This is a genomic window from Streptomyces sp. CB09001 (assembly GCF_003369795.1).
Lineage (GTDB): Bacteria > Actinomycetota > Actinomycetes > Streptomycetales > Streptomycetaceae > Streptomyces.
In genome coordinates, this window is sequence record NZ_CP026730.1 from 4,852,524 (window position 1) to 4,876,907 (window position 24,384).

Below are 24,384 nucleotides of genomic sequence, written 5' to 3' on the forward strand. Positions count from 1 at the left end.
AGGGGCAGGGCGTTAGGGTCGGGGCCATGGCCGATACCCCGCTTGACCTCACGCTGGACGCCGCGGAGCTTACCGCGCGGCTCGTCGACTTCCCGTCCGAGAGCGGCACCGAGAAGCCCCTGGCGGACGCGGTCGAGAGCGCCCTGCGGTCCCTGCCGCACCTGTCGGTCGAGCGGTACGGCAACAACGTGGTCGCGCGCACCGGCCTTGGCCGCGCGGAGCGGGTGATCCTGGCCGGCCACATCGACACCGTGCCGATCGCCGGCAACGTCCCGTCCCGGCTGGACGAGGACGGAGTCCTGTGGGGGTGCGGCACCTGCGACATGAAGGCGGGCGTCGCGGTCCAGCTGCGCATCGCGGCCACCGTTCCCGCCCCCAACCGCGACCTGACCTTCGTCTTCTACGACAACGAGGAGGTCGCCGCCGAGCTGAACGGCCTGAAGCACGTCGCCGAGGCCCACCCCGAGTGGCTGGAGGGCGACTTCGCGGTGCTCCTCGAACCGTCCGACGGCCAGGTGGAGGGCGGCTGCCAGGGCACCCTGCGGGTGCTGCTGAAGACCGCGGGGGAGCGGGCGCACTCGGCCCGCTCCTGGATGGGCTCCAACGCCATCCACGCCGCCGCCCCGATCCTCGCGCGCCTGGCGGCGTACGAACCCCGCTACCCGGTCATCGACGGTCTGGAGTACCGCGAGGGCCTCAACGCCGTCGGCATCACGGGCGGGGTGGCCGGCAACGTCATCCCCGACGAGTGCGTCGTCACCGTCAACTTCCGCTACGCCCCGGACCGCACCCCCGAGGAGGCGCTCGCCCACGTGCGTGAGGTCTTCGCCGACTGCGGGGTGACGGACTTCGTGGTCGACGACCACAGCGGCGCGGCCCTGCCGGGCCTGTCCCACCCGGCCGCGGCGGCCTTCATCGAGGCCGTGGGCGGCACCCCGCAGCCGAAGTACGGCTGGACGGACGTGTCGCGCTTCTCGGCGCTCGGCGTCCCGGCGGTCAACTACGGCCCCGGCAACCCGCACTTGGCGCACAAGCGCGACGAGCGGGTCGAGGTGGCGAAGATCCTCGCGGGCGAGGAGCGCCTGCGCTCCTGGCTGACGGCTTGATCCACGGCGGTCGCGGCGGGTTTGTGCCGCTGCGTGGCGGACATGCTGAGGTCCCTCGTACGTAACCCGCGTAGATCTACGCTGAGGTGGAAGAACCTGCAACTGGAGGGAGCTCGCATGGCTACCGGCAACCCCGAGGGCAAGAAGCGGCCACCGGAGGAGCAGCGCCTGGGCCCCGTCCTGCGGCGGCGGGGCCAGGTGCAGGAGAGCACCACGGACCAGCGCCTGCTGGACGAGCGTGCTCCGACGGACTGGGTCCACACCGACCCCTGGCGCGTCCTGCGCATCCAGTCGGAGTTCATCGAGGGCTTCGGCACGCTGGCCGAACTGCCGCCCGCCATCAGCGTCTTCGGCTCCGCCCGTACGCCCGTGGACTCACCGGAGTACGAGGCGGGCGTGCGGCTGGGCCGCGGGCTGGTGGAGGCGGGCTTCGCCGTGATCACCGGCGGCGGGCCGGGCGCCATGGAGGCGGCCAACAAGGGCGCCCTGGAGGCGAAGGGCACCTCGGTCGGCCTGGGCATCGAACTGCCCTTCGAACAGGGGCTCAACCCCTACGTCGACATCGGCCTGAACTTCCGCTACTTCTTCGTCCGCAAGATGATGTTCGTGAAGTACGCGCAGGGCTTCGTCGTCCTGCCCGGCGGCCTCGGCACCCTGGACGAACTCTTCGAGGCCCTCACCCTGGTGCAGACCCAGAAGGTGACCCGCTTCCCCATCGTCCTGTTCGGCTCGGCGTACTGGGGCGGCCTGGTGGACTGGCTCCGCGGCACCCTGGTGGCCCAGGGCAAGGCCGCGGAGAAGGACCTCATGCTCTTCCACGTCACCGACGACGTGGACGAGGCGGTCGCCCTGGTCTCCAAGGAGGCGGGCCGCTAGCGGCCGGTCACGGGCGGGGGTGGGGTCCCGGGCCGGCCGCGGGCGCGGACGAGGCCCTAGGCCAGCCCCCGCCGCGCCACCGCCGGCTCCCGGTGCCCGGCGATCGTCGCCACCATGTCCAGCACCTGCCGGGTCTCCGCCACCTCGTGCACCCGGTACACCCTCGCCCCCAGCCATGCCGACACCGCCGTCGTCGCCAGCGTGCCGATCAGCCGTTCCTTCACCGGCCGGTCCAGCGTCTCCCCGACGAAGTCCTTGTTCGACAGGGACACCAGCACCGGCCACCCCGTCTCCACCATCTCCCCGAGCCGTCGCGTCGCCTCCAGGCTGTGCCGGGTGTTCTTGCCGAAGTCGTGCCCGGGGTCGATCAGCACCGACTCCCGCGGCACCCCCAGCCCCACCGCCCGCTCGGCCAGCCCCAGCGTCACCCGCAGGATGTCGGCCACGACGTCGTCGTACGTCACCCGGTGCGGCCGCGTCCGCGGCTCGGCCCCGCCCGCGTGCGTGCACACCAGGCCCACCCCGTACCGGGCCGCGACCTCCGCGAGCTTCGGATCGACTCCGCCCCACGCGTCGTTCAGCAGGTCCGCCCCGGCCTCGCAGACGGCCTCGCCGACCTCGTGCCGCCAGGTGTCCACGCTGATCACGACGTCCGGATGCCGACGCCGCACCTCCGCGACGAACCCCACCGTCCGCCGTGCCTCCTCCGTGGCCGACACCTCGTCCCCGGGACCGGCCTTCACCCCGCCGACGTCGATGATCGCGGCGCCCTCGGCCACGGCCTGCTCCACGCGCGCGAGGGCGGGCTCGTCGCGGAAGGTCGCCCCCCGGTCGTAGAAGGAGTCCGGGGTCCGGTTCACGATCGCCATGATCACCGGCTCCTGCGCCGCGAATTCACGCCTGCCCAGCCTGAGCATCCCCTGTGACATCTCCTCGTCCACACCGTTCTCTCGTGCCGCTCTCGACCCCGGGCGGGCGGCCCTTCGGCCACCGCGGCCCCGGCTGTCAGACTCGCATGGCACGATCGGACCCGACACAACCGACTCCGGCACAACCGACGCCGACCCGACCATGGGGGCCCAGCGATGGTCATGTTCCTGTTCCTCGTCATCGCGCTGGCCGTCGTCGTGGCCGCGGTGACACTCGCCGTGGTTGGCGGCGGCGAGAGCGGGCCGCTGCCCGACGCCGCGCCCGAGCGGGTGAGGGACGCGCTGCCCCCGGACCGGCCGGTGGGCCGCGGCGACGTGGAGCGGTTGCGCTTCCCGCTCGTGGTCCGCGGCTACCGCATGGCCGACGTCGACGACGCCCTCGGCCGCCTCGGCGCCGAGCTGGCCGAGCGCGAGGCCCGGATCGCCGACCTGGAGTCCGCGCTGGCGGGCGCCCGGGCCGCGGCGGCCCACCGCCACGTCGTCATGGACAAGCCGGACCGGGAGGAGCAGCAGTGAGCGCCGGGGAGGCCGTCGCGGGCCCGGACGGCGCGCTGCGCTGCCCCTGGGCGCTGTCCACCGCGGACTACGTCACGTACCACGACGACGAGTGGGGCCGCCCGGTGCACGGCGACGACGCCCTCTACGAGCGGCTCAGCCTGGAGGCCTTCCAGTCCGGCCTGTCCTGGATCACCATCCTGCGCCGCCGCACCGGCTTCCGCGCCGCCTTCGCCGACTTCGAGATCGCCAAGGTCGCGGCCTTCACCGACGCCGACCGCGAGCGCCTGCTCGCGGACACCGGCATCATCCGCAACCGCGCCAAGATCGACGCGACCCTCGCCAACGCGCGCGTGCTGGCCGAGTGGGCCCCCGGCGACCTGGACGAGCTGATCTGGTCGCACGCCCCGGACCCGGCCGGACGACCGGCCCCGAAGACCCTCACCGACGTCCCGGCCGTGACCCCGGAGTCCACGCTCCTGTCCAAGGCCCTGAAGAAGCGGGGCGTGCGCTTCGTCGGCCCGACGACGGCGTACGCGCTGATGCAGGCGTGCGGACTGGTCGACGACCACCTGGCGGCATGCGTGGCCCGCAGACCCTGAGCCGCCGGCCACCCGGCACCGACGGCCTCTCACCCATTGCCGTCCGCCCGCCGCGCCCGCGCCTGTTCCGCCGGGCCGTTTGCCGTCGGTCGTCCGGGGCGTGTCACCGGCGGCCCGCCGTCGGCCGCCGGGCCGCTCGGCGTCGGCTCTCCGCGGCCTGTCACCGGTTGTCGTCCGGCCGAGCCTGTTCCGCCGGGCCGTTTGCCGTTGGTCGTCCGGGGCGTGTCACCGGCGGCCCGCCGTCGGCCGCCGGGCCGCTCGGCGTCGGCTCTCCGCAGCCTGTCACCCGTTGTCGTCCGCCGCCTTCACCGGCCGCTCGCGGCCCGTCACCGGTTCCCTTGCCGCGCGCCGCGGCCCGCCCGTCGCCCGAGGCCCGTCGCCGGGTGCCTGCAGGTGTCCGCCTACCGGCCCAGGTACTTCGGCTTCTCCTTCTCGACGAACGCCCGCACCGCGATCGCGTGGTCCTCGGAGGCGCCCGCCCGCGACTGCAGCTCGTCCTCCTTGTCCAGCGTCTCGGACAGCGAGTGCGTCAGCCCGTACGCCATCGCCTCCTTCAGCGCCGCGTACGCCACCGTCGGCCCCTCGGCCAGCGCCCGCGCCGTCTTCTCGGCCTCGGCGCGCAGGTCCGCGGCGGGGACGACCCGGGTCGCGATGCCCAGCTCGTACGCCTCCTGCGCGCGGATGCTGCGCGGGAAGAGGAGCAGGTCGGCGGCGCGGCCGGGGCCGACGACGCGCGGCAGCGTCCAGGAGATGCCGGAGTCCGCGGTGAGCGCCACGCCCGCGAAGGACGTGTTGAACGCCGCCGTGTCCGCGACGATCCGGTAGTCCGCGGCGAGCGCGAAACCGAGCCCCGCTCCGGCCGCCACGCCGTTCACGGCGGCGACCACCGGCTTCTCGGCGCCGGCGAGCGCCCGGACGATCGGGTTGTAGTGCTCGCGCACCGTGCTCATCGTCTGCCCCGAGCCCGTCTCCCGGTCGGCGGCCAGCAGTCCGATGTGCTCCTTGAGGTCCTGGCCGACACAGAACGCCCGGTCACCGGCCGCGGTCAGCAGCACCGCCCGTACGGCGTCGTCCGCCGCCGCGGCACGCACCGCGTCCCGGAGCGCGACCTTGGTCTCGATGTTCAGCGCGTTCATCGCCTCGGGGCGGTTCAGCGTGATCGTCGCGAGCCCGTCGCTCACTTCGTAGAGCACGGTGTCGGCCATGGGGATCCCCTCCGCGTCGTGGCATGCAACGGCATGTGTCCGGGAGACAGCATGACGGAGATCACCGGGAACGGATCGCCCATGAGGTGTGACCTGCGTCAAAGAATTCCGGTCCGTATCCGTTCGGTGGAAGTGGGCGAGGGCGCGCAGTATCGCAGTCACATCGCCGAATTGAGTGGTTTTGCTCGCGCGCGTTGCCCAAGCGATGCCGACCGATGTTGGTCATCGGGTCCTGGGATGCGGGATAATGGCCGGGAAGCAATGTGTTCGATGCCGGTGTCGCGCGTCCATGCGGTCCGCGCGTGCCCTCACGGGCCGTCGGCGGTGACGGTGAGCTGGTATCAGGAAGGGGAACGAGCATGGCGGCCATGAAGCCGCGGACGGGCGATGGCCCGCTCGAGGTGACCAAGGAGGGGCGGGGCATCGTCATGCGCGTTCCGCTCGAAGGCGGCGGGCGGCTCGTCGTCGAGCTGACCCCCGACGAGGCCGACGCGCTCGGCGACGCCCTCAAGAAGGTCGTCGGCTGACGCGCGAGCGACCATACCCGTTCAGTCGCCCCGGTACCGTTCGCGGTGCCGGGGTGATTGTTCTTCGACGGCCCTTCCCGTGCGCGGCACTTCTCTCCGGCGCTTCGGTTCGGCGCTCGGGGTCAGCGCTTCACGGCGCACAGCAGTCCGTCGCCCACCGGGAGCAGTGACGGCACCAGTTCCTGGCTCTCCCGCACCGCGCGCAGGAGTTCCCGCACCCGCAGCACCTCGGTGGGCTGCGGTCCCGAGTCGATCGTGCGGCCTGCGCCGAAGACGCCCTCGAAGGCGACGAGACCCCCGGGACGCAGCAGGCGCAACGATTCAGCGAGGTAGTCCAGGTACTCCAGACGGTCGCCGTCGCAGAAGACCAGGTCGTATCCGGCGTCCGCGAGCCGGGGCAGTACGTCCAGGGCGCGCCCGGGAATGAACCGGGCCCGGTTGCTGGCGAAGCCCGCGGCCCGGAAGGCCTGGCGGGCGAACTGCTGGTGCTCCGGCTCCGGGTCGACGGTGGTCAGTACCCCGTCCGGCCGCATGCCGTGCAGCAGATGGATGCCGGAGACGCCGCAGCCGGTGCCGATCTCCGCGACGGCCTTGGCGTCCACGGCGGCGGCGAGCAACCCCAGGGCGGATCCCGTGCCCGGGGTCACCGAGCGCAGGCCTGCGTCGCGGGCCCGGTCGCGTGCCCAGAGCAGCGCGTCGTCCTCGGCGACATAGGCGTCGGCGAACGCCCAGCTCGTCTGCCGGTTGCCGGTAATGACCCTCTCCTGTCCCCGTCGTTGCCTCGGCGTGACTGTATCCGTTGGCGTCGGGAACCCGCAGATGGGACCAGTCGTTTAAAGGGGGAAGCAAAGAGGCGGTGCCGAAGAGGCGAACGAGCGGGCCGGGGACGAGCCGTACCGGCGCAGATCAAATTCTCGTAAAACCGCTTATCCGGAGCTAACGGGCGAGGTGGCTATGGTAGGGGCTCCACTGGACACCACCAGAGCCGACAGGGGAGGTGCGGCCGCACCCGCGGATCGGGGTGGAGTGCTGAGGCGCTTCCTCGGATCGGCAGGCAGGCCGAAATCCGTGAACGACACCGCTGCTGACCACAGCCACGCCGACGGTCCCACCACGGGACACGCCCAGACCGCGACCTTCTCCAGCGACGCGGACGGGCAGGCGTGGACTCCGCCCACCTGGGAGGAGATCGTCAGCACCCACAGCGGCCGGGTCTACCGCCTCGCCTACCGCCTCACGGGCAACCAGCACGACGCCGAGGACCTCACCCAAGAGGTCTTCGTCCGTGTCTTCCGCTCCCTGTCGACCTACACGCCGGGCACCTTCGAGGGCTGGCTGCACCGCATCACGACCAATCTCTTCCTGGACATGGTGCGCCGCAAGCAGCGCATCCGGTTCGACGCGCTGGGCGACGACGCGGCCGAGCGGCTCCCCAGCAGGGAGCCCACCCCGCAGCAGCTCTTCCACGACGCCCACTTCGACGCGGACGTCCAGCAGGCGCTGGACACCCTGGCGCCCGAGTTCCGCGCCGCCGTCGTCCTGTGCGACATCGAAGGGCTGTCGTACGAGGAGATCGCCGCGACGCTCGGCGTCAAGCTGGGCACCGTGCGCTCCCGCATCCACCGCGGCCGTTCGCAGCTGCGCAAGGCGCTCGCGCACCGGTCCCCGAAGGCGCGGGCCGACCGTCGCTCGTTCGCGGCCGGTGTGCCCGCACTGGGAGGAGGGGGCACGAGCGCGTGAGTGCGTCACGGCCTGAGCCCGAGGGACACCTCGCAGAGCAGCACCTGGGAGACCGACTCTCCGCCCTGGTGGACGGAGAGCTCGGTCATGACGCGCGTGAGCGCGTGCTGGCGCACGTGGCGACCTGCCCGAAGTGCAAGGCAGAGGTCGACGCCCAGCGCCGGTTGAAGAACGTCTTCGCGGAAGCGGCCCTGCCGGCCCCGTCCGAGAGCTTCCTGGCCCGCCTCCAGGGGCTTCCCGGCGGCGGTGACTCCGACGGTGGCGGCTCGCCGCTCAGCGGGCTGCCCGGAGGCTTCGGCGCGTCCGCGGCCACCGGTGTCTTCGGCCCGAGGCGGGGCGAGCGGTTCGAGTTCGACTACGTCCCCGCCGGGTCGCACGCCCCGTTGCTGCCGACCGCCACGTCGGGGCGCGGCTTCCGCATCCACGAGGTGAGCAGACAGGAGTCCGACCGTTCGGCCTCGCGCGGCCTGCGGTTCGCCTTCGCCGCCGCCGGAGCGGTGTCGCTGGCCGCGATCGCGCTGGGCGGTGTCACCCTCGGCACCCCGGACACCACCACCGAGGCGCGTGGCTCGGGCAGTGGAAGCAACGTGACGCCGCTGCGCACCCCGGGCTCGGCCGCGGCCACCGGTTCCGAGAGCCAGCGCCGCCGCACGGGCGGTCCGCTGCTCGGGCAGGGGCAGCGCGCGCTCGGTGACCTCCCCGTAGCGTCCACCACGGCCTCGGCGCCACTGCTGCCCGGGATGCCGGCCCCCGCCGGGGGCGACGCACGGCAGCAGGCCGTCCAGGCGCTGACCACTCCGGTGACGGCCGGAGCCGCCGCCATGTCCCCGCTGATACGCCCGCTGGAAGCCGTCCCGCCGCTCTCCCTCAACTCCTGGTCGGCGGCCCCCGAGGTCAGGCCGCCCAGCCTGCTTGCCGCCCCCGACCCGGCTCCGTCCCCCTACCCGGCGGCTTCTCCGGCCGCCTCCTACCCTCCGGTTCGCTGACGGGATCTGCCCGCCGGTCCGCGAACCTGATTGAATCCGGGGTGGCGTCAGAGCCCAGGGCCCTGTCGACGACAGGACCCAGGAGCCGACGATCTGCGGCCAGCTGCAGGGGAGAACATGAACGAGGGGAAGCCCCCGAAGGCGAAGTGGTGGAGTCGTTCCCGCTCGTCCGAGGAAGCATCCGACGGCGACTTCGAACTGGCACGCCCCCGCCCGGCGCCCACCACGGGCACGGGCACGGCCACCGAGGACCGGGCGACCGACGGGGGCGACTTCGAGCTGGCCCGTCCGGTGGCGGCGACCTCCCGCGCGACCGAAGCGGGCGACTACGAGCTGGACCTGCCCCGGCCCGAGCGGGACGAACCGACGGAGCCGCACCGGCAACCGGGCGCCGACGTCCCCGAGCCGCCGGATGCCGGTCTGCCCCGGCAGGAGGGCGGGCACGCCGCCCAGATGGTGGACGCGGGGTCGCGGTCCCGCGCGGGGACCGGCTCCGCTCCGGCCGCCGACGGCACGTCCGACGCCGAGCGGCCCAGGCCGCTGCACGAACCCGACCCGTACAGCACCCCGCCGTACGGTGAGCCCGGCCCCTGGGCCCCCGCACCGCCGGTCCAGCACCCCGCGGCCACCCCGGCACACGGCACGGTGACGACGGCGGCGCCGCACGCCCCGGTCACGCCCGCGCCGGAGGGCCCGCACGCCCCGGTGCCGCCCCCGGGCGCGTCGTCGGCGTCTCCGCCTGCGGGCGCGGCGCCCGACCCCGCGTTCGCGGACGCCCCGCCTCCGGCGCCGCGGACAGCACACGGGCAGCATCCGCCGGCCGCGGCTCCGGCGTACGACACGGCGCCCCGCGCCACCGCCCCGCCCTCCGACCCGTCGCCGGTGACGGCGCCCGGACCCTGGGCGGGCCCGGCGGCCCCGCCGCCCGGCGCCGAGGCCGCCGCCGATCCGTGGGGGCGTTACGACCCCTGGGCCGCCTCCGCCCAGCACCACCACGCGGCCGACCGCGCGCCGAAGCGGCGCCGCGCGCCGCGCACGAAGGCGCTCGTCGGCGGGGCGCTGCTCATCGCCCTGGTCTCCGGCGGCATCGGCGGCGGCGTGGGCGCGTACCTGGAACGGAACGGCGGCGTGGGCACGGTCGAGCTGCCCCAGGCCGGACCCGAGGCGGCCGAGCGGGACCCGGACAGCGTCGCGGGCATCGCCGCGCGCGCCCTGCCCAGCGTGGTGACCCTGCACGTGAGCGGCAGCGAGGCGGCCGGCACCGGCACCGGGTTCGTACTCGACGCCCGCGGCCACATCCTGACCAACAACCACGTCGTGGAACCCGCCGGCTCCGGCGGCGAGATCACCGTGACCTTCAACAGCGGCGACACCGCCGAGGCCGAGGTCGTCGGCCGGGACAGCGGCTACGACCTCGCCGTGGTGAAGGTCAAGGGCGTCAGCGGCCTCACCCCCCTGCCCCTCGGCAACTCCGACAACGTGCGCGTCGGCGACCCCGTCGTCGCCATCGGCGCCCCCTTCGACCTGGCCGGCACGGTCACCTCCGGCATCATCAGCGCCAAGGAACGGCCCATCACCGCCGGCGGCGAGGAGGGCGACGGCAGCGACATCTCGTACGTCGACGCCCTGCAGACCGACGCGCCCATCAACCCCGGCAACTCCGGCGGCCCCCTGCTGGACGCGCGGGGCCGGGCCATCGGCATCAACTCCGCCATCCGCTCCGCCGACAGCGGCAGCGCCGAGTCGGAGGACGGGCAGGCCGGTTCCATAGGCCTCGGCTTCGCCATCCCCATCAACCAGGGCAAGCGCGTGGCCGAGGAACTGATCAACACCGGCAAGGCCGCCCACCCGGTCATCGGCATCACCCTCGACATGAACTACACGGGTGACGGCGCCCGCGTGAGTGCCAAGGGCGGCGACGGCGGACCCGCGGTCACCACCGGCGGCCCCGGCGCCCAGGCGGGCATCAGGCCCGGGGACGTGATCACCGCGGTCGACGGACAACGCGTGCACTCCGGCGAGGAACTCATCGTCAAGACCCGCGCCCACCGCCCCGGCGACCGCCTGGAACTGACCCTGGAACGCGGCGGCGAGGAGACGAAGGTCTCACTGGTGCTCGGCTCCTCCGGCGGCGACTGACCGCCGGAAGGTCCCGACAAGGCGCCAGGAAGGCAAACAATTCGGAAAGCGCTCACGTACACCCACTCGGGGCTCACGGGACGGTACCGGTCGGACGGGATCGGCGGGTACCGTGGTGGCGGCCCGGACATCCCAAGGAGCTTCAGGTGTTCAATGACATAGGCGCACTAGAGCTGGTGACGCTCGTCGTCCTCGCCGTGCTCGTCTTCGGTCCGGACAAGCTCCCCAAGGTCATCCAGGACGTGACGCGCACCATCCGGAAGATCCGGGAGTTCTCGGACAGCGCCAAGCAGGACATCCGCCAGGAGCTGGGCCCCGAGTTCAAGGACTTCGAGTTCGAGGACCTCAACCCCAAGACGTTCATCCGCAAGCAACTGGACAACGACGAGCTGGGGCTCAAGGAGATCCGCAACGGCTTCGACCTGAAGAAGGAGATGGCCGAGGTCACCGACGCGGTCCACGGCCGCGACACGGAGCCGTCGTCCTCGGGGTCGTCGTCCTCCGGATCGTCGTCCGCCGGGTCCGGCAGCGGCCGCGTCGACATGTCGAAGAAGCCCGAGAAGCCCGGGAAGACCGACAAGCCCGCCGCCGACGACCGCCCGCCCTTCGACATGGACGCCACCTGACCCCGTCCGTCCCACGCCCGGCCCGCGGGCCGCGAACGTGACGTGTCTCATACTCCGGACGGGGCGCACAGGTCCCGAAGGCGACGCCCGCGCGGCTCACGCGCCGGGCGATTTCCCGGCTGCCGCCAGTGGGGTGGCTATGCTGCCCGAGTTGTTGTGCGGACCGGACGAGTGCGCCCGAAGGGGGGCGGGCCGTTCCGGTCCGACGAGAGCGAGGAGGCGTCCGGGCACATGGAGACGACGAGTCGGGCAGTCGCGCAGGCGCCGGCCGCGGAGGGCGGACCACAGTCCCCCTCCGGCCGGCATACGGTCGACGGCTACCTGCGTGCGCCCTTCCCGTGGTACGGCCTCGACGAGGCCTTCACGGGGCGGCGCCGGCTGATGCAGATCGGTACGGCGGCCGACGGGGCCGTGGAACACGGCTCGATCGGGCACGGCGACGAACCGTCGGTGCGCAACGAGCACGTGGCGGGCGACGAGCAGGACGCCAAGGAGAAGTTCGCGGTCGTCGTGACCGTCGCGGCCAACCCGGACCGGCGCAGCGCCGACGGCACCGGCCTGCTGGAGGCCACCTCGGTGTCCTCGGCGGCCTGGCTGGCCGGCGTTGGGCTGCTGTCCTTCACCTGGCCGGGCCAGATGGACCACTCGCTGCGCGACGACTGGCTGGAACAGCAGACGGAGACCGCGTGGGTCCTCGCGGACGACCTCGACGGCGACGAATGGACGACGCTGTCCCTCCCGGTGGACGGCGTGCCGACGCCCTTCCACTACCGGGAGTCCGAGTTCGGCTGGGTACTGGCCGGTTCGACCGAGCAGGGCGTGCACCTCGGCGCGTACGGACGGGGCATGAGCGCCTACGGGCTGGCCTTCGCCGTCGTCAAGGACATCGCCGCGTACGCCTAGCCGGGGCCCGTCCCACAGCCGTGCGTACGACGAGGGGCGCCGTCCGACGGACAGCGCCCCTGCTTCCGTACCCGTATCCCGTACGGAACGTCAGAACTTGTTCTTCGGCGTGATCCCCAGCGACAGCCCGGAAAGGCCCCGCTGCCGCCCTCCGAGCTTGCCCGCGATCGAGCGCAGCGCCGCGCCCGCCGGGGAGTCCGGGTCGGACAGGACGACGGGCTTGCCCTCGTCACCGCCCTCGCGCAGCCGGACGTCGATCGGGATGGAGCCGAGGACCGGCACCGACGCACCGGTCGTACGTGTCAGGCCGTCGGCGACCGCCTGCCCGCCGCCGGTGCCGAACACGTCGACCATCTCGCCGCAGTGCGGGCAGGGCAGCCCGGACATGTTCTCCACCACGCCGACGATCTTCTGGTGGGTCTGCACCGCGATGGCGCCGGCCCGCTCCGCCACCTCGGCCGCGGCCTGCTGAGGGGTCGTCACGACCAGGATCTCGGCGTTCGGCACCAGCTGCGCCACCGAGATCGCGATGTCCCCGGTGCCGGGCGGCAGGTCGAGCAGCAGGACGTCCAGGTCGCCCCAGTACACGTCCGCCAGGAACTGCTGGAGCGCGCGGTGCAGCATCGGGCCGCGCCAGACCACCGGCGCGTTGCCCGGGGTGAACATGCCGATCGAGATGACCTTCACGCCGTGGGCCGAAGGCGGCATGATCATGTTCTCGACCTGGGTGGGACGCCCGTCGGCGCCCAGCATGCGCGGCACCGAGTGGCCGTAGATGTCGGCGTCGACGACACCGACCTTCAGCCCGTCGGCCGCCATCGAGGCCGCCAGGTTCACCGTCACCGAGGACTTGCCGACGCCGCCCTTGCCGGACGCGACCGCGTACACCCGGGTCAGGCTGCCGGGCTTGGCGAAGGGCACCTCGCGCTCGGTCTGGCCGCCGCGCAGGGCGGTGGCCAGCTCCTTGCGCTGCTCGTCGCTCATCACGTCCAGCTCGACATCGACGCGCGTGACACCCTCGACGCGGGAGACCGCGTCCGTCACGCGCTGCGTGATGGTGTCCCGCATGGGGCAGCCGGAGACCGTCAGGTACACGGCGACCGCGACCGCTCCGTCCGCGCCGATGTCCACCGACTTGACCATCCCCAGCTCGGTGATGGGCCGGTTGATCTCGGGGTCGTTCACCGTCGCCAGTGCTTCGCGCACCGCGTCTTCCGTAGCCATAGGGTCGATGGTACGGCGCCGCCCACGGGGCGCGGAAAGCCCCGTCAGCGGTCGTGTACGTCACGTCCCGCGGACCGATCCGCCGGGAATACCCCGCGGTCGGGGTGGTGGCCGTTCTGCCGCTCCTCCAGATCCCTGACCAGGTCCTGGAGCTCGGAGCGGATCCAGTCCCGCGTGGCGACCTCGCCGAGCCCGATGCGCAGGGCGGCGATCTCCCGGGTCAGGTACTCGGTGTCGGCGATCGACCGCTCGTTCTGCTTGCGGTCCTGCTCCAGATTGACCCGGTCCCGGTCGTCCTGCCGGTTCTGCGCGAGCAGGATCAGCGGGGCCGCGTAGGAGGCCTGGAGCGACAGCATCAGCGTCAGGAAGATGAAGGGGTACTCGTCGAAGCGCAGGCCGCTCGGCGCGGACACGTTCCACACCACCCACAGGATGATGACGACCGTCATCCAGACGATGAACCGCCCGGTGCCCAGGAAGCGCGCGACGCGCTCCGACAGCCGGCCGAAGGACTCCGGGTCCCACTCGGGCAGCAGCCTGCGGCGCGGCGGGCGCGGCTGGTCGAGGCGGGCCCGGGCCCGGGAGGACGCGGTGGCCCCCGACGCCGCGCGCTCCCGGGCCGCCGTCTCGCGCTCAGGCACCATCGGTGCCCACCTCCCCCGTCGCCGTCTCCGTCGCCGTCTCCGTCTCCGTCCCGTCCAGGTGGTACTCGGTCTCCCGCCAGTCGTCGGGCAGCATGTGGTCCAGTACGTCGTCCACGGTGACCGCGCCGAGCAGCGCCCCCGAGTCGTCGACGACCGGCGCCGCGACCATGTCGTACGCGGCGAAGAACCCGGCGACCACGGGCAGCGCGGCGTCCGGCTCCAGCGGTTGCAGGTCGTCGTCGAGGATCGAGCCGACCAGCGTGTACGGGGGGTCCCGCAGCAGGCGCTGGAAGTGGACGGTGCCCAGGTACTTGCCGGTCGGGGTCTCCTCGGGCGGGCGGCAGACGTAGACCTGGGCGGCGTGCGCCGGGGACAGGTCGGGGTTGCGGATGCGGGCCAAGGCGTCGGCGACGGTCGCGTCGGGCCGCAGCACGATCGGCTCGGTCGTCATCAGACCGCCGGCCGTGTGCTCCTCGTACGCCATCAGGCGCCGCATGTCCGCCGCGTCGTCGGGCTGCATCAGGCTCAGCAGCCGCTCCTTGTCGGCCTCGGGCAGCTCGCCGAGCAGGTCGGCCGCGTCGTCGGGGTCCATCGCCTCCAGGACGTCCGCCGCGCGCTCCTCCTTGAGCTTGCCGAGGATCTCGATCTGGTCGTCCTCCGGCAGCTCCTCCAGAACGTCGGCCAGCCGGTCGTCGTCGAGGGCGGCGGCGACCTCCGCGCGGCGCTTGGCGGACAGGTGGTGCAGCACGTTGGCGAGGTCGGCGGGGCGCAGCTGCTCGAAGGTGGCCAGCAGGTTCTCGGCGCCCTGCCCCTGCTCCTCGACGGAGAAGCCGGAGACGCCGGACCACTCCACGGTCAGCGTCTCGCCCTTGTTGCGGCGGAAGGCGCCGCCCTTCCTGCCCTTGCGGACGAAGACCTTGTCGATCTCCCAGTCCCGGCGGGCGGGCAGCTGCTGCACCGACAGGTCCAGCACCGTGACCTCCTCGCCCGTCTCGGTGAGCGTGACCCGCCGGTCGAGCAGCTCGCCGAAGACGAGGCGCTCGGTGGGCCGCTGCTCGAAGCGCCGGACGTTGAGCACGCCGGTGGTGATCACCTGGCCGGACTCGATGCCGGTGACCCGGGTCATGGGCAGGAAGATCCGGCGGCGGGTGGTGAGTTCGACGACCAGTCCGAGGACGCGCGGGGGCTTGCGGCCGACGCGGAGCATGACGACCAGATCGCGGACGCGGCCCACCTGGTCACCGGCCGGGTCGAACACGGCGATGCCGGAGAGGTGGGAGACGAAGATCCGGGGGGCGCCCGCTGCCATGGCCGCGGCTCCTTTCCTCACGCTTCGCGGAGCCGGGGGCGAGTGCGTGACAGTCGAGAGAGACGAGTGAGAGTGCGTGAACGCTGATTCGTACGGTGTCTCTTTTCCGAATTGCCCGCTCGGACGCGCTTCAGGCTAGCCCGTCCCGATCGCCCTCGCCCTGGCGGCCGGTCCGGACGGACTGGCTCCGTTCGCCCCGCACGGCCCCGGTACGCTGCGCCCTGGCCCGGTCGGCGCGATGCCGACGTCCGTCGGCCCCGTGTCAGCCCTGTCAGAAAGGCAGCCCCACCTGTGTCTGTGACTCCCCGGCGCCGAATCCGCAGGGCCGCCTGGCTGGGCGCGGTGTGCGCCCTCGCCGTGACGGGAGCCGGGCTGACGGGATGCAGCAGCGAGGACCCCGACGCGGGCACCAACGGCCTCGGAAAGGTCCCGGCCGACAAGATCCAGGCGAAGGCCGGGACGGCCGCGGCGGCCGCCGAAACGGTGCGCCTGCACGGCACGGTGGACGCCGGCGGCAACAGGTACACCCTGGACATGCGGCTGAAGGCCGACGGAGGCACCGGGTCGGTCGCCGCCGAGGGGACGACGTTCAGGCTGCTGCGCGTCGGCGAGCAGCTCTTCCTCAAGGCCGACGCCGGGTTCTGGAGCCACGACGGCGGCGACGCCAAGGCGGCCGACAAGCTCGCGGGGAAGTACGTGAAGGTGCCGCAGAGCGACCCCGTGTACAAGAAGTTCAGCGGCTTCACGGACAAGGACGTCCTCCTCGGCGGTCTGCTGACCCTGCACGGCACGGTGAAGACGGACGGCCGTCACGAGCAGGCCGGGGTGCGCACCATCCGGATCACCGGAGACGACGGCGCGGGCGGCTCGCTGGACGTCTCCCTGGAGGGCACCCCGTACCCGCTGCGTCTGGTGCGGGCGGGCAGCGCGGGCACGATCGGCTTCTCGGACTGGAACAAGGACTTCGCGCTGGAGGAGCCGGCGAAGGACGACACCCTGGACTACGGCAGGCAGCTGCCGTCCTCCTGAAACGACCCGGTGCCGTCAGCGCCGTTTGCGGCGCTTCAGCAGCAGGCGCGGCAGCCCCGCCGGCGCCGGCTGCCGGGTCGTCGCCGGGCTCGGCAGCGGCGCCTCGGCCAGCGAGGCGTCGGGCAGCGGCGCCGTGGTCCCCGTCGGCTCCAGGCGCAGCACCCGGCACTCGCGGGCCCAGCGGTCGGTCATGGCCTCGCCGTCCGGGGCGTTCAGCCGCTTGCCCTTCAGGTCGCCGACCGCCGCCTGCCACGCCTCGGAACCGGACGGCAGCTCCACGACCCGCGCGGCCCAGGAGACCAGCCGGCCGCCCTTGTCCTTGCTGCGCACCGTCACCTCGGCCGTGGCCCCGTCGGCAAGACCCGGCAGCGGCTGTTCGCCCGGCCCGTCGCCGACGACGCAGGCCGCGCCCTCGTGCCAGACGTGCCACAGCGCGCGGGCGGGCACCCCGGGGCCCTTGACCCAGACGAGGCCGGACTTCTTGGTGGCCTCCTCGACGAGGGCCTGGTCGAGCAGCTCGCTTGTCATGCCGTCAGCCTATCCAGGCCCCCGGGGGCGGTCTCAGAGCCAGCCGTTGCGCTTGAGGGTGCGGTGGATGCCCAGACAGATGCCGACCGTGATCGACAGGACCAGGGGGTAGCCGAACTTCCAGTGCGTCTCCGGCATGTAGTCGAAGTTCATGCCGTACACACCGCACACCATCGTCGGCACGGCGATGATCGCGGCCCACGAGGTGATCTTGCGCATGTCCTCGTTCTGCGCGACGGACGCCTGGGCCAGGTTGGCCTGGAGGATCGAGTTCAGCAGTTCGTCGAAGCCGATGACCTGCTCCTGCACCCGGGCCACGTGGTCGGCGACGTCCCGGAAGTACTTCTGGATCTCCGGGTCGATCAGCCGCATCGGCCGCTCGCTGAGCAGCAGCATGGGTCGCAGCAGCGGCGCCACCGCCCGCTTGAACTCCAGCACCTCGCGCTTGAGCTGGTAGATCCGTCCGGCGTCCGTGCCGCGCGGGGAGCCCTTGCGGCCCGGCGAGAACACCTCCGTCTCGACCTCGTCGATGTCGTCCTGCACCGCGTCGGCGACCGCGATGTAGCCGTCGACGACGTGGTCGGCGATGGTGTGCAGCACGGCGGAGGGGCCCTTGAGCAGCAGCTCGGGGTCCTCCTGGAGGCGGCGGCGCAGCGCCCGCAGCGAACCCTGCCCACCGTGCCGGACGGTGATGAAGAAGTCCCGCCCGGTGAAGCACATGACCTCGCCGGTCTCGACGACCTCGCTGTTGGCGGTGAGCTGGTCGTGGTCGACGTAGTGGACGGTCTTGAAGACCGTGAACAGGGAGTCGTCGTAGCGCTCCAGCTTGGGCCGCTGGTGGGCCTGGACCGCGTCCTCCACGGCCAGCGGGTGCAGCCCGAACTCCCGGGCGATACCGGCGAACTCGTCCTCGGTGGGCTCGTGCAGGCCGATCCACACGAACCCGCCGTCGCGGCGCACCTGGCGCATCGCCGTGTGCGGGGTCAGCGGCACGTCCGTCTCGACCCGGGTGCCGTCGCGGTAGATGGCGCAGTCCACGACGGCGGAGGCGGTCGCCGGGTCGCGGGTGGTGTCGTAGGCACCGCCGTCCTTGCGCAGGGAGACGCGGGACGGGCGGACGGCGGCGCGCAGGTCACGGATCATCGACATGGCAGGCTCCTTCGCGGCGGGCGGCGAACGAGGCCGGAGACGGGTGGAACCACCCGGAATGAGGACGTCCAGACCACGCGTGCTCGGCGCGTCCACAAAGCGGGGGGCACCGCACCGTCGCGGTGGCCGACTTCGCTGCTGATTCAGCTGCTGATCCGGACCGACGGCCGGGTCAGGCAAAACGAGACGAAGTGCTCTTCCTTGCGAGGGCGCGCCTACGGGCGGCGGCGACGGGAAGAAAGCCGGTGCGGCTGCGTCAGCGGCCGGAAGAGCGGGTGGTACTGCACGGTCGACTTCGGTCCATGCCAGCCCCACCTCCTCCGGCCGGTCCCTCGTGAGGGACGATCCATTCCCCTTGTTTGGAGGGGTTCCCCGTAGGGGAGTGTTCACAGTGTCGGGGACTTGATCGCGACGCTCTGCGTGCTGCCCCGAACCGCTGGGCCAGAGTACCAGTCACCCGACGTGTCAAGGCGCCGCTTTGCCTCTTCCCGACGAGTTCTATGCTCGCCGCATGGCTGATGTTCTTCCTCTGGTCGAGGCCCGGTTGCACAGCGCGCTGGGTGAGCCGGACGCGCGCGCGGCGGTCACCTTCCTCGGCACCGACCGCATCGAGGTGCTGCGTTTCCCCGCCGCCGGCCAGGAGGGCGACGTCGTCCGCTACGCCACCCTCGGCATGTCGGCCCAGCCCATGGCGGACCCCACGGCCGCGCTCGCCGACCCGGTCAAGGGGCCCCGGGCCGAGCTGGTGCTCTCCGTGCGCTCCGGGGCGGCCGACACCGACAAGGTGCTGCGCCCGCTCGCCGTACTGGCCGCGTCCCCGCAGGTCGAGGGTGTGATCGTGGCGCCCGGCGCGTCGCTGGACGTCGGTGAGCCGCTGTGGCCCGGGGCCCCGTTCACCTCGGTCCTGGTCGCCGAGCCGGGGGGCCTGGTGGAGGATCTGGAGCTGGACGCCCCGCTGGACCCGGTGCGGTTCCTGCCGCTGCTGCCGATGACGCCGAACGAGGCCGCCTGGAAGCGCGTGCACGGCGCGCCCGCCCTCCAGGAGCGCTGGCTGAACCACGGAACCGACCTGCGCGATCCTGCGCGCAGGTCCGTTCCGCTGGACTGATGCGGCGGGCTGACGTACCGAAGTGACGTAACTCACCGGTTCCGTCTCGTCAGTTGGCGAAGACCGTGACCGAGTCCTCGCTCGCGTGCCGCGGCTCCAGCGCCTCCGCCATGGGGGTCCCCCCGCTCGAGCGAAGCCGAGAGTGGGGGAGGGTGAGCGCGCGACGCCGTACGACGACCACGACCGCGCCGAGCAGGGCGGTCACCGCCGCCACCACGAACGGGATGTGGACGTCGGTCCACTCCTCGATCTTCGGCGCGAAGTAGGGCGCGGCCGCCGCGGCGAACCAGCGCACGAAGTTGTAGCCGGCGCTCGCCACCGGACGCGGCGCGTCCGAGACACCGAGGGCCAGCTCGGTGTAGACGGTGTTGTTCACGCCGATGAACGGGCCGGACAGGATCGTGCAGACGATCGCCGCGGTGTGGTTGCCGTAGCCGAGGACCAGGACGTCGGCCGCCAGCAGCACCAGCGAGCCGCCGAGCACCTTGAGCGAGCCGAAGCGCCGCTGCATGCGCGGCGCGACCAGGACCGAGAAGACGGCGAGCAGCACACCCCACGCGAAGAAGACGGCGCCGGACTTGTACGGCGTCATGTTCAGCACGAAGGGGGTGAAGGCCAGCACGGTGAAGAACGTGTAGTTGTAGAAGAACGCCGAGACCGCGGCGGAGGCGAGGCCGCCGTGGCCCAGCGCCCTGATCGGGTCGAGCAGCGAGGTCTTGCGGGCCGGCTTCGGCTGCTCCTTCAGGAACACCGTGATGCACAGGAAGCCGATCGCCATCAGGAAGGCCGTGCCGAAGAACGGGTAGCGCCAGCTGGCGTCGCCGAGCAGTGCGCCCAGCAGCGGGCCGCAGGCCATGCCGAGGCCGAGGGCGGACTCGTAGAGCAGGATCGCGGCGGCGCTGCCGCCGGCCGCCGCACCGACGATCACCGCGAGGGCCGTCGAGACGAACAGCGCGTTGCCCAGGCCCCAGCCGGCCCGGTAGCCGACGAGCTGGCCGACGGTGTCGGAGGTGCCGGCGAGGCCCGCGAAGACCACGACGAAGGCCAGGCCGAGGAGCAGGGTCCTGCGGCCGCCGATGCGGCTGGAGACGAAGCCGGTGACCAGCATGGCCAGCGCGGTGATCAGGAAGTACGAGGTGAACAGGAGCGAGACCTGCCCGGCGCTCGCGTCCAGGCCCTGGGCGATGGACGGGAGGATCGGGTCGACGAGCCCGATGCCCATGAAGGCCACGACGGACGCGCCCGCGGTCGCCCACACCGCCTTGGGCTGCCGCAGGATGCCGCCCGTACCCGCGTCGAAGGGGTCCATGCTTGCTCTCCAATGGGGACGAGGGGGAACGAGGTGGGGTGCCAAATGGTTGGCATATGCACATAGTAAGTTAGCTCTGCTAATTAATGCAATGTACATCTAGTCACTCGGGAGCCGGCCCGGCCGGTGCCCTTCCCTCCGGATGGGTGATCGTCCTTGACGTGGGGGAGCGGGGGTAGGACCGTGGGGCTCTATGAGGGGCGAACCCAGTTGCCCGAAGTGTGGTGGCCGGGTCAGGGCTCCCGGCCTCTTCGCCGATTCCTGGCAGTGCGACCTGCACGGCACCGTGCACCCGGTCCAGCCCGTACTCCCGCCCAGCGTCGAGGCGCTCGGCGTCGTGGTGCACCGCACGCAGGTGCCGTTGTGGATGCCCTGGCCGCTGCCGGTCGGCTGGCTGTTCACCGGCGTGGCCTGTGCGGGCGACGACCGCAGCGGGGGCCGGGCGACCGCCGTCGCCTGCTCGGGACCCGGCCCGCTCGGGGGCATCGGTGAGCTGATCCTGGTCGCCGAGGAACTCGGCGTCGGCCTCGGCGCGCGGTACGCGGGCCTCGACGGGCCGGACCCCGGACCGTACCTGGACGTCGAGAAGCCGCCCCAGGTCAAGGTCCTGGCCGCGGGCCGCCCCACCCCGCTCTGGCACGTCTCCGGGGGTCCCGTCGACCGTGCCGTGTTCGCCGGGGAGGCCCTCGGCATGTGGCTGTGGGCCGTGGTGTGGCCCGAGCGGTCCGGGCTGCTGATGTACGAGGAGCTGGTGCTGACCGACCTGCGGGACGCCGGGGCCGAGGTGGACCTGGTGCCGTGCGGGGCGCTGTCGCCGCGGCTGATCGAGCCCACGGCGCCGTAGCGCCGCCTGGGGTGGGCAGGGCGGCGGGCCGGTTGTCGTGCCGCGGCCGTAGCCGTCCGGGCGGGCAGGGTGCGGGGGCGCGTAGGGGGCGCAGGGGTGCTGCGGGTGTGACGGCGGGGGTCCGAGTTCCGGTTATCCTGGAGCGTCCCCCTCCGTCCCGTCACCGCTTGGAGTCAGCGTCGTGCGCATCGATCTGCACACCCACTCCACGGCGTCCGACGGCACGGACACCCCGGCCCAGCTGGTGCGCAAGGCCGCCGTGACCGGACTCGACGTCGTCGCGCTGACCGACCACGACACCACCCGCGGCCACGCCGAGGCCGTCGCCGCGCTGCCCGAGGGGCTCACCCTCGTCACCGGCGCCGAGCTCTCCTGCCGGCTCGACGGCATCAGCATGCACATGCTGGCCTACCTCTTCGACCCCGAGGAGCCCGCCCTGCTCGCCGAGCGCGAGCTGGTCCGGGACGACCGGGTGCCGCGGGCCCGGGCCATGGTCGCCAAGCTCAACGAACTGGGCGTGCCCGTCACCTGGGAGCAGGTCGCCAGGATCGCCGGTGGCGGCTCCGTCGGCCGGCCGCACGTCGCCTCCGCCCTCGTCGAACTGGGCGTCGTCCCGACCGTGAACGACGCCTTCACCCAGGACTGGCTGGCCGACGGCGGCCGGGCCCACGTGGCGAAGCACGAGACCGACCCGTTCGAGGCGCTCCGGCTGATCAAGGGCGCGGGCGGGGTCGCCGTGTTCGCGCACCCGGCCGCCGCCAAGCGGGGCCGTACGGTGTCCGAGGCCGCGATCGCCGACCTGGCGGCCGCCGGGCTCGACGGCATCGAGGTCGACCACATGGACCACGACGCGCAGACGCGGGCACGGCTGCGCGGGACGGCGAAGGAGCTGGGGCTCCTGGTGACCGGCTCCAGCGACTACCACGGCAGCCGGAAGACCTGCGTGCTCGGCGAGTACACGACCGACCCCGAGGTGTACGGGGAGATCACGCGACGTGCGTTCGGGGCGTTCCCCGTGCCGGGGGCCGGCGGGGCCTGAGTCCCACCTCCCGCACGACCCCCTTCCACCCTTCCCACTCCTCCGCAAGGCCAGTAGCTCACCCATGTTCGACGTCGCCGTCTTCGGCTCCCTCTTCCTGACCCTTTTCGTCATCATGGATCCCCCCGGGATCACCCCGATCTTCCTCGCCCTCACCTCCGGCCGCCCCGGCAAGGTGCAGAAGCGGATGGCCCTCCAGGCCGTCTGCGTCGCCGGTGGTGTGATCACGGTGTTCGGTCTGCTCGGGCACCAGATCCTCGACTACCTGCACGTCTCCGTGCCCGCCCTGATGATCGCGGGCGGGCTGCTGCTCCTGCTGATCGCCCTCGACCTGCTCACCGGCAAGACGGACGAGCCCAAGCAGACCAAGGACGTCAACGTCGCCCTCGTACCGCTGGGCATGCCGCTGCTCGCCGGGCCCGGCGCGATCGTGTCGGTCATCCTCGCCGTGCAGAAGGCGGACAGCGTGACCACGCAGGTCTCGGTGTGGGCGGCGATCCTCGCCATCCACGTGGTGCTGTGGCTGGTGATGCGGTACTCGCTGCTGATCATCCGGGTCATCAAGGACGGCGGCGTGGTCCTGGTGACCCGCCTCGCCGGCATGATGCTCTCCGCGATCGCCGTGCAGCAGATCATCAACGGCGTCACGCAGGTGATCCAGGGCGCGTGAACACAGCGAGGGCCCCCGCACGGTGTTCCGTGCGGGGGCCCTGAGCATGTGCGAACGGTCCGCGTTACAAGGCCGAGGTCTCGGCGGGGCGGATCCACAGGCGCTGCCCGATGGCGGCGGCCTGCTGAACGATGCGGTTCACGGAGGCGGCGTCCACGACAGTCGTGTCCACGGGGGTCCCGTCGACGTCGTCGAGTCGCATGACTTCAAAGCGCATGGCCTCTCCCTTGATCTGGTCATCCTCCTGAGGAGAACTACTGGTGTGGCTCCTGGGTCGTCGGTGCCCGGGCTTCCGTAGTGGACAACGGGATGCCCCCTGCAAACATTCCCTACGCTAAGGAAATTTTTCGCACGACTAATTACTGACAGGTAAGACGCTTGTTACCGCGCGATAGGTGTCTCATACAAGACTGACCGGGACCGGTTGTGTTCGTAGCGTGACCGCCGGGACAATGGAGGCGATGAACGACGACCTCGCGCCCCTGAACGCTCGCATCGATCGCACGAACGAGCTGCTCCAGCGCATGCTCGCCGAGGTGGCGAAGACCCCCTCCACCCACGCGATCTTCGTCGACGCCGGATACCTGTACGCGGCGACGGGGCGACTGGTGGCCGGGACCGAGGACCGCCGGGCCTTCGACCTGGACGCCGAAGGACTCATCGAGGCCCTCATCGACAAGGCACGCAGCATCTTCGCGGACAGCCGCCTGCTCCGCGTGTACTGGTACGACGGCGCCCGGCGCCGCATCCACACCGCCGAGCAGCAGTCCATCGCCGGGCTGCCGGACGTCAAGGTGCGCCTGGGCAACCTCAACGCCAACAACCAGCAGAAGGGCGTCGACTCCCTCATCCGCACCGACCTGGAGTCCCTCGCCCGGCATCGCGCCATCAGCGACGCGGCCCTGCTCGGCGGCGACGAGGACCTCGTGTCGGCGGTCGAGGCCGCCCAGGGGTACGGAGCCCGCGTCCACCTGTGGGGCATCGAGGCCCCCGAGTGCCGCAACCAGGCCGAGCCGCTGCTCTGGGAGGTCGACAGCCAGCGCACCCTCGACCTCGACTTCTTCAAGCCGTACGTCTCCCGGCGCACGGCCCCCGCCGTCGAGGGGACGGGCCTCACCCGCCCCGCCCGGGACGACGTCCGCTTCGTGGGCGCGCGGATCGCGGCGAAGTGGCTGGCGGCCCGGGGGCGGGAGTCCCTGGTGGAGCTGCTCCCCGGCCACCCGTACCTCCCCGGCTCCGTGGACCAGGACCTGCTGGTGGAGGCCGAGGGGCTGCTGCAGTACTCGCTGCGCGGCCAGGCCGACCTGCGCCGGGCGCTGCGGGACGGCTTCTGGGAGCACCTGCGGGCGCAGTACTAGGGCCTGTCCCAGCGCAGTACTAGGGCCTGTTCCGGCGCA

General features: G+C 72.3%; 26 protein-coding genes. 16 read left to right on the top strand and 10 right to left on the bottom strand.

What is annotated here, in order from left to right; all coding sequences use genetic code 11:
* Positions 1-26 precede the first annotated feature (26 nt).
* Together dapE and C4J65_RS22755 are read left to right on the top strand one after the other, a co-directional pair.
* Entirely contained in the window at positions 27-1,106 is a 1,080-nt protein-coding gene (dapE, locus tag C4J65_RS22750) for a succinyl-diaminopimelate desuccinylase (protein WP_115744057.1), read from the top strand.
* A 117-nt stretch (positions 1,107-1,223) separates the two neighbouring features.
* Positions 1,224-1,982, top strand: a complete 759-nt coding sequence (locus C4J65_RS22755) for a TIGR00730 family Rossman fold protein (protein ID WP_115744058.1) — start codon at positions 1,224-1,226, stop codon at positions 1,980-1,982.
* Between the two features lie 56 nt (positions 1,983-2,038).
* Here C4J65_RS22755 and folP read toward each other — a convergent pair whose 3' ends face one another.
* The gene (folP, locus tag C4J65_RS22760; RefSeq protein WP_115746585.1) at positions 2,039-2,899 is read right to left on the bottom strand and encodes a dihydropteroate synthase; all 861 of its coding nucleotides are present in this window, start codon (positions 2,897-2,899) and stop codon (positions 2,039-2,041) included.
* Positions 2,900-3,067: 168 nt separating this feature from the next.
* Between folP and C4J65_RS22765 the strand changes: the two genes are divergently transcribed.
* Both C4J65_RS22765 and C4J65_RS22770 read left to right on the top strand, forming a co-directional pair.
* On the top strand, positions 3,068-3,427 hold the full coding sequence (locus tag C4J65_RS22765; RefSeq protein ID WP_003973835.1) for a DivIVA domain-containing protein: 360 nt from the start codon (positions 3,068-3,070) through the stop codon (positions 3,425-3,427).
* Positions 3,424-4,008, top strand: coding sequence for a DNA-3-methyladenine glycosylase I (locus C4J65_RS22770; RefSeq protein ID WP_115744059.1), 585 nt, complete (start codon positions 3,424-3,426; stop codon positions 4,006-4,008). The genes C4J65_RS22765 and C4J65_RS22770 overlap by 4 nt, the downstream gene beginning before the upstream one ends.
* 401 nt (positions 4,009-4,409) lie before the next feature.
* Here C4J65_RS22770 and C4J65_RS22775 read toward each other — a convergent pair whose 3' ends face one another.
* Entirely contained in the window at positions 4,410-5,213 is an 804-nt protein-coding gene (locus tag C4J65_RS22775; protein ID WP_115744060.1) for an enoyl-CoA hydratase-related protein, read from the bottom strand.
* Between the two features lie 359 nt (positions 5,214-5,572).
* Between C4J65_RS22775 and C4J65_RS22780 the strand changes: the two genes are divergently transcribed.
* Entirely contained in the window at positions 5,573-5,740 is a 168-nt protein-coding gene (locus C4J65_RS22780) for a DUF3117 domain-containing protein (RefSeq protein WP_003966491.1), read from the top strand.
* A gap of 122 nt (positions 5,741-5,862) precedes the next feature.
* On the opposite strand, the gene C4J65_RS22785 is transcribed toward C4J65_RS22780, so the two are convergent.
* Positions 5,863-6,561: an O-methyltransferase gene (locus C4J65_RS22785; protein ID WP_162833618.1), complete on the bottom strand. Its 699-nt coding sequence runs from the start codon at positions 6,559-6,561 to the stop codon at positions 5,863-5,865.
* Positions 6,562-6,808: 247 nt separating this feature from the next.
* Between C4J65_RS22785 and sigE the strand changes: the two genes are divergently transcribed.
* The 5 genes from sigE to C4J65_RS22810 all read left to right on the top strand — a co-directional run bounded on the left by sigE (position 6,809) and on the right by C4J65_RS22810 (position 12,134).
* Entirely contained in the window at positions 6,809-7,480 is a 672-nt protein-coding gene (gene sigE / locus C4J65_RS22790) for an RNA polymerase sigma factor SigE (protein ID WP_115744061.1), read from the top strand.
* Positions 7,477-8,466, top strand: a complete 990-nt coding sequence (locus C4J65_RS22795) for a zf-HC2 domain-containing protein (RefSeq protein WP_115744062.1) — start codon at positions 7,477-7,479, stop codon at positions 8,464-8,466. The genes sigE and C4J65_RS22795 overlap by 4 nt, the downstream gene beginning before the upstream one ends.
* A 117-nt stretch (positions 8,467-8,583) precedes the next feature.
* A complete protein-coding gene (locus tag C4J65_RS22800) occupies positions 8,584-10,605 on the top strand; it encodes a trypsin-like peptidase domain-containing protein (protein WP_115744063.1) in 2,022 nt (673 codons plus the stop codon).
* 146 nt (positions 10,606-10,751) lie between these two features.
* Positions 10,752-11,231, top strand: a complete 480-nt coding sequence (locus C4J65_RS22805; RefSeq protein WP_115744064.1) for a sec-independent translocase — start codon at positions 10,752-10,754, stop codon at positions 11,229-11,231.
* 231 nt (positions 11,232-11,462) lie between these two features.
* Positions 11,463-12,134 (top strand): hypothetical protein, encoded by a 672-nt coding sequence (locus C4J65_RS22810; RefSeq protein ID WP_162833296.1) that lies wholly within the window; start codon positions 11,463-11,465, stop codon positions 12,132-12,134.
* A gap of 90 nt (positions 12,135-12,224) precedes the next feature.
* Here the strand turns inward: C4J65_RS22810 and C4J65_RS22815 are convergent, their stop codons facing one another.
* Genes C4J65_RS22815 through C4J65_RS22825 form a run of 3 tightly spaced genes read right to left on the bottom strand, consistent with a single transcriptional unit; the run spans position 12,225 to position 15,311 of the window.
* Positions 12,225-13,358, bottom strand: coding sequence for an Mrp/NBP35 family ATP-binding protein (locus tag C4J65_RS22815; RefSeq protein ID WP_115744066.1), 1,134 nt, complete (start codon positions 13,356-13,358; stop codon positions 12,225-12,227).
* Positions 13,359-13,402: 44 nt separating this feature from the next.
* Complete coding sequence (locus tag C4J65_RS22820) at positions 13,403-14,002, bottom strand: DUF1003 domain-containing protein (RefSeq protein ID WP_162833297.1); 600 nt, start codon at positions 14,000-14,002, stop codon at positions 13,403-13,405.
* Positions 13,992-15,311 (bottom strand): CBS domain-containing protein, encoded by a 1,320-nt coding sequence (locus tag C4J65_RS22825; RefSeq protein ID WP_115744067.1) that lies wholly within the window; start codon positions 15,309-15,311, stop codon positions 13,992-13,994. Before C4J65_RS22825 ends, C4J65_RS22820 begins: the two co-directional genes overlap by 11 nt.
* 291 nt (positions 15,312-15,602) lie before the next feature.
* Between C4J65_RS22825 and C4J65_RS22830 the strand changes: the two genes are divergently transcribed.
* A complete protein-coding gene (locus C4J65_RS22830; protein WP_162833298.1) occupies positions 15,603-16,340 on the top strand; it encodes a hypothetical protein in 738 nt (245 codons plus the stop codon).
* A gap of 15 nt (positions 16,341-16,355) precedes the next feature.
* Here the strand turns inward: C4J65_RS22830 and C4J65_RS22835 are convergent, their stop codons facing one another.
* Together C4J65_RS22835 and C4J65_RS22840 are read right to left on the bottom strand one after the other, a co-directional pair.
* Complete coding sequence (locus tag C4J65_RS22835; protein WP_115744069.1) at positions 16,356-16,868, bottom strand: hypothetical protein; 513 nt, start codon at positions 16,866-16,868, stop codon at positions 16,356-16,358.
* 33 nt (positions 16,869-16,901) lie between these two features.
* Positions 16,902-18,017 (bottom strand): magnesium and cobalt transport protein CorA, encoded by a 1,116-nt coding sequence (locus tag C4J65_RS22840; protein ID WP_115744070.1) that lies wholly within the window; start codon positions 18,015-18,017, stop codon positions 16,902-16,904.
* 511 nt (positions 18,018-18,528) lie between these two features.
* On the opposite strand from C4J65_RS22840, the gene C4J65_RS22845 reads away from it, so the two are divergent.
* Positions 18,529-19,125, top strand: a complete 597-nt coding sequence (locus C4J65_RS22845; protein WP_115744071.1) for a suppressor of fused domain protein — start codon at positions 18,529-18,531, stop codon at positions 19,123-19,125.
* A 49-nt stretch (positions 19,126-19,174) separates the two neighbouring features.
* On the opposite strand, the gene C4J65_RS22850 is transcribed toward C4J65_RS22845, so the two are convergent.
* Positions 19,175-20,434, bottom strand: coding sequence for an MFS transporter (locus C4J65_RS22850; RefSeq protein WP_115744072.1), 1,260 nt, complete (start codon positions 20,432-20,434; stop codon positions 19,175-19,177).
* 193 nt (positions 20,435-20,627) lie between these two features.
* Between C4J65_RS22850 and C4J65_RS22855 the strand changes: the two genes are divergently transcribed.
* The 3 genes from C4J65_RS22855 (at position 20,628) to C4J65_RS22865 (ending at position 22,987) form a co-directional block, all read left to right on the top strand.
* Positions 20,628-21,278 (top strand): DUF6758 family protein, encoded by a 651-nt coding sequence (locus C4J65_RS22855; protein ID WP_003973817.1) that lies wholly within the window; start codon positions 20,628-20,630, stop codon positions 21,276-21,278.
* Positions 21,279-21,459: 181 nt separating this feature from the next.
* Positions 21,460-22,317: a PHP domain-containing protein gene (locus C4J65_RS22860; RefSeq protein WP_115744073.1), complete on the top strand. Its 858-nt coding sequence runs from the start codon at positions 21,460-21,462 to the stop codon at positions 22,315-22,317.
* 64 nt (positions 22,318-22,381) lie between these two features.
* Complete coding sequence (locus tag C4J65_RS22865) at positions 22,382-22,987, top strand: MarC family protein (RefSeq protein ID WP_003973815.1); 606 nt, start codon at positions 22,382-22,384, stop codon at positions 22,985-22,987.
* A 64-nt stretch (positions 22,988-23,051) separates the two neighbouring features.
* On the opposite strand, the gene C4J65_RS36385 is transcribed toward C4J65_RS22865, so the two are convergent.
* Complete coding sequence (locus C4J65_RS36385; protein ID WP_037837350.1) at positions 23,052-23,204, bottom strand: hypothetical protein; 153 nt, start codon at positions 23,202-23,204, stop codon at positions 23,052-23,054.
* A gap of 244 nt (positions 23,205-23,448) precedes the next feature.
* Between C4J65_RS36385 and C4J65_RS22875 the strand changes: the two genes are divergently transcribed.
* A complete protein-coding gene (locus C4J65_RS22875) occupies positions 23,449-24,345 on the top strand; it encodes an NYN domain-containing protein (protein ID WP_162833299.1) in 897 nt (298 codons plus the stop codon).
* Positions 24,346-24,384: the final 39 nt, after the last annotated feature.